Source organism: Streptomyces sp. Je 1-332 (assembly GCF_040730185.1).
Classification (GTDB): Bacteria; Actinomycetota; Actinomycetes; order Streptomycetales; family Streptomycetaceae; genus Streptomyces.
In genome coordinates, this window is the sequence record NZ_CP160402.1 from 2,814,164 (window position 1) to 2,826,317 (window position 12,154).

Genomic DNA, 12,154 nt, shown 5'->3' on the forward strand with positions numbered 1-12,154 from the left:
CCGAGAACTGCCCGCGCTATGTAGGTGAGGTGTCGAAGAGGGCGTCGGGGCGGGTTCTTGCGGGTAATGGCTCATCCCTGAGCCCGGTCGAGATCGGCGAGGAGCGCGCCGAGCGCTGTGGTCAGCGCATCGGAGTTCGCCGAATCGAACCACGTCGTACGGATACGCTCGTTGATGCCGTTCGGCGTCTCATGATCCTGGGCGAGCTCGGGCAGGGATCGCGATCCGTCGCCCAATGCGCGCCCGACGCCCTGGAAGAGACCGCGAACGTACCGGTCTGCGTCCTCGGCCGGTACGCCGTGCTCCGCCGCCCAGGCCGTGATCGTGGCCAGATACCAGTAGTGGGAGGTCAGTGTCGACGTCAGCGCGGAGAAGACGTTCAGGGTGGGCTCGTCCGGGACCGGAAGCGCCTCACCGAGGCGGTCGAACAGGGCATCCACGAGCGGATGCGGGGGATGAGTGACGGTGACGGACCGCCGCTCACGGATGGCAGGGAGCGGGATGGCCCGCACCACGACGGCAGCGGTGTTCAGCCGGGCGCGCACCTCGCTGATGCCGACCCCCGCGACGAGGCTCACCATGGTCCGGTCCCTCTCGACCCGGAGCCCGTTGAGCACCTCGGCGTAGTCATCCGGGCGCACCGCGATGACCAACAACTCGGCTTGCCGCACGACGTCCTGGTTATCGGCACAGACCTGGACGCTGGGATACCGCCGGGCCAACTCGGCGGCGGTGCGGGCGCCCCGAGGGGAGAGGAAGATCTCCGGCGGATCCGGGACTCCGCCGTCGCACAGCCCCTCCACCATGGCCCGTGCGATCTCACCGACGCCGATGACCCCGATGCGCTCCACTGCTTCTCCTTGTCTCCTCGATGGCGGCGGTCGGCCCTCGACCAGGCGGGCCGCCGTCGGATTTCCCCTGCTCGTCAGACGGCGGCCGATTCCTTGTCTGCCGCCGCGGGAGCGGTGGCCCGCTGGTGTTCCTCGCCCCAGAGCCGCGGTGAGGAACTGATCGCCGCGGTGCCGAGCAGGCCGGCCAGGAGCACACCGCCGACCAGCGACCATGACACGACCGGCCCCAAGCCCTGCACCAACGGCAGGAAGATCAGCGGTGCGAGCACCACCCCGAGGTTGAAGTGGGCCGTGTAGAGGCCCATGTTGCGGGCCCTGCGGCGGTCGGGGGTGATCGCGCTGACGTGGTCCGGCATCACGGGGTAGACGATCATCTCGCCCAGCGTCCACACCGCCGTCGCGACAAGCAGCAGCCATGTCTGGTAGATGCCGAAGCCCATGAGGACGAAGCCGACCACCGCGCAGGCGTAGCCGATGAGCAGGCTGGCCCGGCGGCTGAGCCCCAGCATCGCGTGGTTGAGGCCGATCTCGCAGGTGATCACCATGAAGGCGTTCACCGCGAAGATCGCGCTCGCCCAGCCGGGCGGCTCGTCGAGCGTGTGGATCACGTAGACGCTCGCCACCGTAGACGGCAGGGCGTAGGCGAGATGGATGGGGGTCGTGGCGGCGAGGAAGCTCCAGAAGCGCGGTCCGCTCCGGTCCGGGCCCCCGGCCTGCCCGTCGACGGCCGCCTGGTCCGCCGCGTCGTCCACGGCCGAACCCGCGGTGATCCGCGCGCGGGCCAGGATGAACGCCGAGGCGACGTAGCCGACCGCGGTGCCCCAGGGGAGCAGCCCGGGGCTGACGCTGAACAGGATTCCGGCCAGTACGGGACCGATGCCCATGCCCGCGTTGATGGCGAGGCGGACCGCGGAGAACGCGAACCGCCGCTGCCATGACCTTGCGCCGAATGTCCACGGCGAGGCGTTCGGCCACCTTCTGCGGTGGCGCCTGGGTGAGCATGCTGAATCCTTCCGAAGTCGTCCGCGGTGATCTCCCCGCCGGTTCGGTTGCGGGCAAAGATCTACCGGTGCCGGTCCGGCAGGGGCCACGGGCCGTTCTGGCCTGTGTCACCTGGGGCGCCCGAACCCCGGAACCTGATCCGGCCGGGCGCCCGACCTGACGAAGTCACCGAGAGCGTCGCGAGGGTGACCCGGCGGACTCCTACCGTCGGGCGCACGGCAACCGAAAGCGCTGAGAAGAGCCGTGCGAAGCCCGCCGACACGGGCGTCGCACACCGGAGTTCACGCTCGGCGGCCGGGAGACGCGGGCCGCGCAGGTCTGAGCCGTGTCCCCACCGGTGCCGCGGCCACTCTCCCTCCGGATCCGTGCGGCCATCGCGACCCCCCGGCCTGTGCGGCCGATGGTGGACCGGCCCTCACACCGTGGCTCAGGTGGGTGCCGGGAGCACCTCGTACGCGGTGCCTCGGCGGACCACTGTGGTTCTCGGTCAAGAGACATCGAGCCACGCACAAGGGGGACGTCGTGACCGAAACCGAGATGGGGAGTTCAGTCCGCACCGCGGTAGCCACGCACCTGATGGACCGTGTCCTGCCACTCTCCCTGCAGCGCAGGGACCAGCGAGCCAAGGGCGAGCAGTATGTGCGGGGCCTGCTGACCGTCGAGGGCCGCAAGACCATGCGCGGCATCGCCGCTCTGCTCGGCACCAGCGCCGCCGAGCAGAGCCTGCACCATTTCATCAGCTCCTCGACCTGGGACTGGAAGCCCGCACGCGAGGCGCTGGCGCGGCAGCTGTCCGAGCGTGCGGCACCGCGCGCCAGTGTGGTCCAGTCCCTCACCATCCCCAAGCTGGGCGACCGCACGGTGGGGGTGGAACCGTCCGTCGCCGCCGCGCGGGGTGGCGGCGCGCCGGCGGGGCAGCACGCCTTCGGGGTGTGGTTCGCCAACGAGGAGCTGAGTGCCCCCGTCACCTGGCGGCTCTTCCTGTCGGAACGGTGGACCGAGGACGCGGCCCGCCGCCGCGACGCGGGCATCCCCAAGGAGGTGATCAGCGAGACTCCCGAGGAGTGCGCGGCGGCGTCCGTCCTGGAGGCCACGCGGACCTGGCAGGGGCCCGGCCGGCCGGTGGTCTTCGATGTCGACGGTGCCGATGTCCGCCGCCTGATCACTGACTTCGATGTGGCCGGAGTGCCGCTCATCGCCAGGGCCGGCGCCCTCACGACGCTGGAGGTGGCCGAGCCCGCGCTGCCCGGCCACGGCGCGGGACCCCTTCCCGTACGGCAGGTTCTGGAGTCGGTCAAGGGACTGCGGCGGCCCGTCGAGTGGACCGATGCGGCGACCGGGCGGCGGCAGACATCATTGGTCGCCGCGGTTACGGTGACCCTGCCGGGACACGGGGCCCATGGACAGCACGGGCGGCGGCCCCTGCTCGTGCTCGGGGAATGGACGGACGCCGCCCTGCCCCCGGACCGCATCTGGCTGACCGGGATGACCCGCGTCCCCCCGCCCGAACTGCTGCGCCTGACCAAGCTGGCCGGACGCGTCGCGCACGACGTCGAGACGGTGGGCGGACGGATCGGGCTGCGGGACTTCGAGGGCCGCTCGTTCGGCGGCTGGCACCGTCACATGACGCTGGCCTCGGTGGCCCACACCGTGGCCGTACTCTCGCGTGGGGAACGGGCCATGGCTCCGGTGCGCGCGCTCACCGCCCAGCGGTTCAGCGGCGTACGGCCTGGTCGGCGCCCCGTGCGGTCACGGTGTGCCGGATCCGGTGCAGCCGCAGCGCCAGCTGGACCTCAAGGAGCTGCCTGGATTCCTGCCAGCCCTCACCGAGCAGCTCGGTGATGCGCTCCAGCCTGCGGGCCACGGTGTTGGGGTGCACGTGCAGGGTGTCCGCGGCCCGGGTGGGGCTCGAACCGTGGGCGAAGTACGCCTCCAGGGTGCGGGTCAGTTCGGTGCCCTGCTGCGCGTCGTAGTCGAGGACCAGGCCGATGGCATCGGCGATGAACACGGCCGCGTCAGGCTGGTCCGACAACAGCAGGCCCAGGAAGCCCAGTTCACGGGCCGAGGCGCTGCCGCCCGCCGAGCCGAGCGCGATCAGCGAGTCCACGCACCGCTGCGCCTCCTGGAAGGCGTCGGTCAGGTCCTCGGCGCGGGCGACGGGCCCCGCCGAGCCGACCGTGGCCGGTCGTCCGAGGGCAGCGGACAGCTCCCCGCTCACGGCGCGCCCGACCGCGGCGGGGTCGGCGCCGGGCAGCAGCAGGACGATCTCGTCGCCCTCCACGCTCTTGGCGCCGCCTCGCTGCTGGGCGTAGGAGGAGGCCCAGAACGCGCCGCGGTCCGGTGAGTCGCTCTGGGGCCGCGCGACCACCAGGACGTGGGGCCGGGTGAGGTCGACCGACAGCCTGCGCGCCCGGTCCTCCAGCTGCTTGGCCGACAGCCGCCCCGCGTTGAGCAGGTCGTGGAACACGTCGCTGCGGGCCTGGCCCTCGGCGAGGCTGGTGCCGCGCTGCAGCAGGATGGACACGGCGGTGACCTGGGAGACCAGGGGCAGCAGCTGGGTGCGTCGCTCGTCCATCGGAGTGTCGCGCGATACGACCAGGGTGCCCAGGAGCTCGTCCCCGGCCATCACGGGGCACACCCAGGTGCCCTGGGGCGTCTGGACCGGCCGCTGCTCGGCGTGCGCCGCCACGGCCGCCGAGTGGAGCGCGGTCGCGTCATGTTCCGCAAGCGTGTCGGCGGTGAGGTCGGTGCCGCTCGGGTCGCGCACCAGGACCGTGCCGTCGAGCAGCTCGCCGAACGCCTCGACCAGGGTGTGCAGGTCCCCGCCGCGCAGCACCACGTCGATGAGCTCGGTGTGCGCCGAGGCCAGCCGTCTCGCCAGCGTGGAGGAGTCCTCGGCGCGCGAGGCGTGCAGCCCGAGTCGGGTCAGTTCGTGCTGCGTGCGGTCGAGCAGCCGGGCCTTCTCGATCGCCACCGCGGCCAAGTCGCCCAGGGAGGACATCAGGGTGATCTCGTCCGGCGTGAACCGACGCACTCGGCGCTGGGCCGCGTAGAGCACCCCGAGGATCGAGCCCTCCTTGCGCAGCGGCACGGCGACCAGTGCGCGCAGACCCTCCGCCCGTACGGCGTTCTCGGTGACCTCCGCCTGCGGGATCCGTTGGTCGTTGAGGTAGTCCGCGGTCCAGACCGGGGCCGCCCGGTCGGTCACCATGTTCCCGAGCCCGCCCGCCGTGGGGACCCGCATGCCCACGCTGAGCATGCTGACGTGCCCCTCCGCGGCCCGCACCACCGAGTGGCCGCCGTCGAGGTCGTGGATCGACACCCAGGACATGTCGAGGTTGAGCAGGAAGCGTGCCCGGCGCGCGATGACGTTGAGCAGGCCGTCGAGATCGAAGGGAAGGGTCAGCTCGCGTGCCGTGTCGACGAGCGTCGACAGGCCGATCTGCCGTCGGTGGTGCGTGGCCATCGCGTCGTGCACCTGCAGCGCCAGGCCGTGGGCCCGTTCCAGCGCCGCCAACCGTACCGGGTCGGGGTCCGCGGCACGGACGCGGCGCACGAGGTCCTCGAACTGGTCGGTCGGGGCGTTCTCGGCCAACAGTCGCAGAAGTTCGACGAGGTCGTGCGGCTCGCTGGACTCGCGCACGTCGTCATTCCTCCTGGCTCCATTGGCTTTCCGCTGGCCGCGCGCAGTCATGGGCTGCCCGCTCCGGTGAAAAGTAGATGAACCCCGTACCGGGCGTCAACAGTTTGTTGAACGTAAAACCCCAGCTCAACGTGAGTGTGAGGTGGCCGGAGCACCGCAGCGCGCGCACAGGTCGGTTGCGGGACCACCTTCCTCCACCCGGCCTCGAGGGACATCGTTCTGCTCTACACCTGATGTTGAGTGATTACGACCAAGGGTCGACAAAAATCCTGCGGGGGGAAATGTAATGGCGTACATCCAGAGTTACGAGCGGTCCGTCGAGCGGAGCCGGATCTCTCTGACCAGGGATGACAGACCGGATGTCTTTCGCATGTGCGACCGGGAATGGGACCTCCTCGAGGAGGTGTTCGCGCCCGTCTACTCACCGTCCACCGGTGTGGGTGCCGACTTCCTCGGCCTGTCCGGCGATGCACCCACGGTGGCCGGACCATCCTTCCTGGAGGTCGGCACTGGAAGCGGCGTGATCGCGGTCCTCGCGGCGCTGGCGGGCTCGGAGAGGGTGGTCGCCCTCGACATCAGCCCGAGCGCGGTACGCAACGCCGAGCTCAACGCCGCCCGCCACCACGTGGCCGGCCGGGTGCGCGCCCTGCACAGTGACCTCTTCGACGGGCTGGGCACCCACGAGCGCTTCGACACCATCTTCTGGAGCTCGAACTACGTGCTGGCGCCCGCGGGTTACGAGTACGGCTCGCTGCACGAGCGCGGCTATGTCGACGCCGGATACCGCACCCACCGGCGATTCCTGGCCCAGGCGCCGGGGCACCTCACCCCGGGTGGCCGGGCCCTGCTCCACTTCAGCAGCCGTGGGGATCTGGCGGCCCTGCACGCCATCGCCGCCGAGTGCGGACGCGCGCTGCGCACGGTGCGCAGCGTCGAGGTGCTCGAGGGCGAGTACGGCAACGACCTCGTCGAGCACATGCTCTTCGAGGTCCTGCCCGCGCCCCCCTGATCCCCGCGGCCCACCCTCGCGCGACGTCACCTCACTCCGAGCCGATCCGGAAAAGACCAGTCCCCGTGCGTATCCTGCTCGTCGACAATTACGACTCGTTCACCTACAACCTCTTCCACTACGTCGTGGAAGCCACCGGCACCGAGCCCTGCGTCGTCCGCAACGACGACCCCGACTGGCGGCCCGCCTCGCTGGCCCGGTTCGACGCCGTCATCCTCTCGCCGGGCCCCGGACACCCCGCCCGCGACGGCGACTTCGGGATCTGCCGGGAGATCATCGCGGAGGCGGGCCGCAGGGGGCTGCCATTGCTCGGCATCTGCCTGGGCCACCAGGGCATCGCCCTCGCCCACGGCGCCACGATCAGCAGGGCGCCCGAGCCCTGGCACGGCCGGGTCTCACCCGTGCTGCACGACGGAGACGAGCTGTTCCGGGGGATGCCCTCACCACTCGAAGCGGTGCGCTACCACTCGCTGGCGGTCACCGGGCTGCCATCTGAACTGGAGGCCACCTGCGCCACCCCGGACGGCGTCCTGATGGGTCTGCGGCACCGGACCCGGCCGATGTGGGGAGTGCAGTTCCACCCCGAGTCGATCCTCACCGAGTACGGCAAGCTCCTCATCCGGAACCTCGCCGACCTCGCGGCGCGCTACCTTCCCGAACAACGGCATGATTCGCCGGAGTTGACCGCCGCGAGCGCGGATGACACCCCCGAGATCCGACGCGAGCTGCGGGTGCTCACCCGGCAACTGCCCACGCTGTGGGGCGAGGAGGTGACGTACGACCGGCTCTTTCGCGGGCAGCCGCACGCCTTCTGGCTCGACAGCAGCGACTACGACCCACGGCGCGGCCGCTTCTCGGTGCTGGGTGACGCCGCCGGGCCCCTTGCCCGGGTGGCGACCGCCGATGTGTGGAGCGGCACGGTCACCGTGACCACGGCCGCCGGTACCGAGGTGGTCGGCGGCCCGTTCCTGGACTGGCTCGACCGCGACCTGCGCGAACAGCGCACCCACGTACCCGAGTTGCCGTGTTCGTTCGCACTCGGCTGGGTCGGCTACCTCGGCTACGAGCTCAAGGCCGAGTGCGGCGGCCAGGCCGTGCACCGGTCCACGGAGCCGGACGCCGTCATGATGTTCACCGACCGTGCCCTGGTTCTCGACCACCTCACCGGCCGCACTCATCTGCTCGCGCTGATCGACGAGAAAGGGCCGCCCGAGGAGCAGCAGGAGGCCCGCGACTGGCTCGACGCCACCGCCCGGCTCCTGGCGGGGCCGGCCCCCGCGCCTCTGCGGCCCCCGCCCCCGCCCCCGCCCGGCGACCGGGCACATGCGCTGCCGCGCCACGAACGCGCCGCCTACCTCGAGCTGATCAACGCCTGCCAGGCGGAACTCGCGGCCGGTGAGACCTACGAGGTGTGCCTCACCAACCGGGTCGAGGTGCCCGGCCGCGTCGACCCCTGGGAGGGCTACCGGCGGCTGCGCCGCGCCAGTCCCACCTCGTTCGCGGCGCTGCTGACCTGCGGCGGGTTCTCGGTGCTCTCCAGCTCACCCGAGCGTTTCCTGACCGTCGGCGGCGACGGCCTGATCGAGTCGAAGCCCATCAAGGGCACCAGGCCGCGCGGCGCCACCGCGGCGCAGGACGCCGAGCTCGTCGCCGACCTGCAAGGCAGCGAGAAGGACCGCGCCGAGAACCTGATGATCGTCGACCTGGTGCGCAACGACATCGGGCGCTGCGCACGGCCCGGCACCGTCGAGGTCACCGGCCTGTTCGAGATCGAGAGCTATGCGACGGCGCATCAGCTGGTGAGCACCGTGCAGGGGCGTCTGGCGGCCGGGCTCGGCGCGGTGGACTGCGTACGCTCCGCCTTCCCGGCCGGATCCATGACCGGTGCTCCGAAGGCGCGCACCATGCGCATCATCGACCGCCTCGAGGACGGCCCGCGCGGCGTCTACTCCGGCGCCCTCGGCTACTTCTCGCTGTCCGGTGCGGCCGACCTCAGCGTGGTCATCCGTACCGCCGTCGTCACCGAGCAGAGCGTGACGTACGGGGTGGGCGGCGCAATCGTCACGCTGTCCGACGCGGAGCGGGAATACGAGGAGACCGTGGTGAAGTCCGCTCCGCTGCGGTTCGTCACCGGGGCGGACCTCGACCACCCCCGGACCAGGGAGCCCGCCTCCCGAACGTGATCGGCCGGGGCCGTCGTCAGGGCCGCCGGGGTCAGGCGCCCCACGCCTGACGTCTGCGGCCGAGCTCCGCCTCGACCACGGCGCCGGCGGCGCTCCGGGCGGATTCGGCGGTGGCGAGGGCGGCCAGCTCGCGCGCCGCCTCGAGGTGTCTGTTCAGCAGCGTATCCCCGGTCAACTCCGCCTGGCAGGCGGCTTGTTCGAGTGCGGCGGGGGCAAAAGTCATCCCGGTGTTCCAGCCGACGAGGCGGGCTGTGTGGTGCGGCCGTACGCCCGTCCACAGGAACGTCGGCTGCTGTGCCCGAGCCGCCCGCAGGATCCGCCACCAACTGCCCCCGAGGAGCTGTTCGCGCAGACGGTACAGCAGGCGCGCCACCGAGACACCGGCCGTCGCGGCCCCGTCCTGCGGGAGCGTGGCCACCGTGTCGATCAGGTCCACCGGGCACGACAGGACGGCTCTGATACGCCGCAGGTCATGCCCGGCGATCATGGCCTGCTCCATCCCGGCCACGAAGGCGCCGAGGGCCCGCTCGCACTGCTGGGTCCCGCAGATCAGCGTCACGTCCACGGGCAGCCCTTCGGCCAGGCAGTCCGTGACGGCCTCGATGCCCGAGTCGGTGGCGGGAATCTGGACCAGGAGGTTGTCCCGACCCACGGCGGCGCGCAGCTCCAGGGCCGCCGACACCAACCCCGCGCGATCGTGGGCGAGTTCCGGGTCCAGCGGTGCCGACACGTGACCGTCCGGGCCGCCGTGCGGTGCCGTCCGCCCACCGAGGCTCCCGCACAGCCCGGCGACGGCGCGCAGGTCGGGCGGCGCGTCGCCGGGCAGGGCGACGCCGGTCACCGAGCCGCTGGTGAGCACAGGGGCGTAGGGCAGCAGCTGAGACGCACCGGCCTGGGCCGTGGGGTCCGGCGTCAGCCATGACTGGACGCCCTCGGCCGCGAGCCGCTGGGTGAATCCGATGGCCGTTTGGCTGATCATGCGCCCGAGCCTAGGCACGTGATCTGCAGTGCGACCAGTGCGGTTTCCGTCCTTCGTCACCTCTCCTCGGCTGTTGCCCGTTTCTCCCCGGACTTCGTCAGGTCACGACGGTGCCGAGCCTCGTGCCGCCGCCATGTGCCGTCAGTGGCCGTGTACTTGACGAAGTGGCCGGGCAGGGCGGGCAGCCGGGCCGCCCGGCGTCCTAGCTTCGTCCTGCCGCCGACAAGAGCGGGCTCCGTGGAGCGAGCCGTCGGCGGGGCAACCACACACACCGACCCGCCCCTGGAGCTGACCACCACCACTCACGGCGCCTCTGCCTTTTCGGAGCGCTGCGGGGCGCGAACCGCGGCCTGGACTACGACGCCGACCGTGCCACGGGCCCGCCACCCCCTCGACCGGGGCGCGGCGGCCCCTTACCGAAGGACAAGATCCGGTGCTCTATCGGAACGCCCATGAACTGGTCCTGGACAGCGTGTTCCTGGACCTGGACGACTTCATCCCGCAGGTCGATCTCAAGCTGAAGATCGAAGGCCTCAACCCCGCGGGCTCCATCAAGATCAAGGCGGCGGTCGGTCTCATCGAGGACGCCGAACGCCGAGGCGTCCTCAAGCCCGGCGGCCGGGTCATCGAATCCTCATCCGGCAACCTCGGTATCGCCCTCAGCTCCGTGTGCGCCGCGCGCGGCTACACCTTCATCTGCGTCGTCGACCCGAACACCTCCAAGCAGAGCCTGGGCTTGATGGAGGCATTCGGCGCCGACGTCGTCCTGGTCACCGAACGGGACGCCAACGGAGGCTATCTGCAGACCCGGATCGACTACATCACCAAGCGCCTCGGCGCGGACCCCGACCTCGTGTGGCCCAACCAGTACGCCAATCCGGCCAATCCGCGGGCCCACTACGAGCGCACAGCGGCCTCCATCGTCCGGCAGGCCGCGGCCGAGGCATGGCGGATCGACCACCTCTTCATAGGTGCCGGAACCACCGGCACCCTGATGGGCTGCACCGACTACTTCCGCGAGCACTCGCCGCACACCCGCATCACCGCCGTGGACTCCCTCGGCTCGGTGACCTTCGGCGGGGAGCCCGGCAAGCGCCACATCCCGGGTCTGGGCACCAGCAGGCGGCCCGAGATCTTCCGGGCCGGGCGGGTCGACGAGGCCGTCCTGGTCCCCGAGTTCGAGGCCGTACGCATGTGCCGGCGGCTGGCGGCCGAGCGCGGCATCGCTCTCGGCGGCTCCACGGGATCGGTCCTCGCCGCCATCGAACGCAACCGCGACCGTATCGAACCCGGCTCCCTGGTCGTGGCCATCGCCCCCGACATCGGCGACCGCTACCTCGACACGATCTACGACGACGTCTGGATCTACGAGCGCTTCGGCCGTCTGGACCCGGGCCCACGCGGCTCCCAGAACACCTACCAGCACACCGACATGCCGCTGGGGCGCGACGCCGCCCTGGCGATGAAGGGATAACCCATGTTCGAGTTCAGCGTCATCGGCGGCAAGGCCGCCCGCGACATCATCGGACGCAGCCGGGGACAGATCGTCGAAGAGGTCCGGGCCACCTACCTGGCCCACGAGGACGGCGACTCCATCAACCCCAACAGCTACTTCCTGCGCTTCCCCGACAAGCCCGACAGCCGCATCATCGCCCTGCCCGCCTACCTCGGCGGCGACTACGACGTGGCCGGCATCAAGTGGATCAGCAGCTTCCCCGGCAACATCAAGAACAAGGTGCCACGCGCCTCCGCCGCCCTGCTGCTCAACGACTACGCGACCGGCTACCCCTTCGCCTGCCTGGAAGCCTCCCAGATCAGCGCGGCCCGCACCGCCGCGTCCGCCGTCCTGGCAGCGGCCGAGTTGACCGGGGAGCGCAGCGTCAAGCGGCTGACCATCGTCGGCGCCGGCATCATCGCCCGGAACATCCTGGAATTCTTCAAGGACCAGGACTGGCACACCGACGAACTCGTCATACACGACCAACTCCCCGACTACGCTGCCGCGTTCGCCGACTACGCCGGCACTGAGCTCGGCTACCCCGCCCGCACCGAGGCCGACCTGGCCGCCGCGGTGAACGGCGCCGACCTGGTGGTGTTCGCGACCACCGCGGGTGCGCCCTACGTCCTCGACCCCGACGCGTTCGCCCCCGGACAGGTCGTCCTGAACGTCTCGCTGCGCGACATCGGCCCCGAGATCATCCTCGGCGCGCAGAACATCCTCGACGACATCGGCCACTGCATGACGGCCCAGACATCCCCGCACCTGGCGGAACAGAAGTACGGCCACCGCGACTTCATCGACGGCACCCTCGCCCAGGTCATCCGCGGCGAGGTCAAGGCGGCCACCGACAAGCCGGTGATCTTCTCCCCGTTCGGCCTCGGTGTGCTCGACCTGGCGGTCGGCACCTTCGTGTACCGCACGGCCAAGGAGTCCGGCGAAGCCGTCGAGATCTCCGACTTCTTCGGCGAAACCCAGCGGTGGTGACC

Annotated in this window: 8 protein-coding genes and 1 pseudogene; 5 read left to right on the forward strand and 4 right to left on the reverse strand. The window is 71.0% G+C overall.

The genetic code is table 11. The features are described 5' to 3' along the window. Positions 1-71: 71 nt before the first annotated feature. A complete protein-coding gene (locus ABXJ52_RS12940; protein WP_367042013.1) occupies positions 72-851 on the reverse strand; it encodes an NAD(P)-binding domain-containing protein in 780 nt (259 codons plus the stop codon). A 74-nt stretch (positions 852-925) separates the two neighbouring features. Continuing rightward, positions 926-1,942 carry an MFS transporter gene (locus ABXJ52_RS12945; RefSeq protein WP_367042014.1) on the reverse strand — a complete coding sequence of 339 codons (1,017 nt, stop codon included), beginning with the start codon at positions 1,940-1,942 and terminating at the stop codon, positions 926-928. Between the two features lie 487 nt (positions 1,943-2,429). On the opposite strand from ABXJ52_RS12945, the pseudogene ABXJ52_RS12950 reads away from it, so the two are divergent. Further along, a pseudogene (locus ABXJ52_RS12950) lies at positions 2,430-3,185 on the forward strand (transposase); the annotation flags it as partial. A 382-nt stretch (positions 3,186-3,567) separates the two neighbouring features. Here the strand turns inward: ABXJ52_RS12950 and ABXJ52_RS12955 are convergent. Then, positions 3,568-5,496 (reverse strand): GAF domain-containing protein, encoded by a 1,929-nt coding sequence (locus ABXJ52_RS12955; RefSeq protein WP_367042015.1) that lies wholly within the window; start codon positions 5,494-5,496, stop codon positions 3,568-3,570. Between the two features lie 370 nt (positions 5,497-5,866). Between ABXJ52_RS12955 and ABXJ52_RS12960 the strand changes: the two genes are divergently transcribed. Both ABXJ52_RS12960 and pabB read left to right on the forward strand, forming a co-directional pair. Beyond that, on the forward strand, positions 5,867-6,505 hold the full coding sequence (locus ABXJ52_RS12960) for a class I SAM-dependent methyltransferase (RefSeq protein WP_367042017.1): 639 nt from the start codon (positions 5,867-5,869) through the stop codon (positions 6,503-6,505). A 65-nt stretch (positions 6,506-6,570) separates the two neighbouring features. Continuing rightward, positions 6,571-8,688, forward strand: a complete 2,118-nt coding sequence (gene pabB, locus ABXJ52_RS12965) for an aminodeoxychorismate synthase component I (RefSeq protein ID WP_367042018.1) — start codon at positions 6,571-6,573, stop codon at positions 8,686-8,688. A 31-nt stretch (positions 8,689-8,719) separates the two neighbouring features. Here pabB and ABXJ52_RS12970 read toward each other — a convergent pair whose 3' ends face one another. After that, a complete protein-coding gene (locus tag ABXJ52_RS12970) occupies positions 8,720-9,667 on the reverse strand; it encodes a transaldolase family protein (protein WP_367042020.1) in 948 nt (315 codons plus the stop codon). A 433-nt stretch (positions 9,668-10,100) separates the two neighbouring features. On the opposite strand from ABXJ52_RS12970, the gene sbnA reads away from it, so the two are divergent. Beyond that, complete coding sequence (sbnA, locus tag ABXJ52_RS12975; RefSeq protein ID WP_367042021.1) at positions 10,101-11,141, forward strand: 2,3-diaminopropionate biosynthesis protein SbnA; 1,041 nt, start codon at positions 10,101-10,103, stop codon at positions 11,139-11,141. Positions 11,142-11,144: 3 nt separating this feature from the next. After that, positions 11,145-12,152, forward strand: coding sequence for a 2,3-diaminopropionate biosynthesis protein SbnB (gene sbnB, locus ABXJ52_RS12980; RefSeq protein WP_367042023.1), 1,008 nt, complete (start codon positions 11,145-11,147; stop codon positions 12,150-12,152). Positions 12,153-12,154: the final 2 nt, after the last annotated feature.

Coding starts and splice junctions, on each gene's coding strand:
- sbnB (WP_367042023.1), top strand. CDS start 11,145: ATGTTCGAGTTCAGCGTCATCGGCGGCAAGGCCGCCCGCGACATCATC.
- ABXJ52_RS12960 (WP_367042017.1), top strand. CDS start 5,867: ATGTGCGACCGGGAATGGGACCTCCTCGAGGAGGTGTTCGCGCCCGTC.
- ABXJ52_RS12970 (WP_367042020.1), bottom strand. CDS start 9,667: ATGATCAGCCAAACGGCCATCGGATTCACCCAGCGGCTCGCGGCCGAG.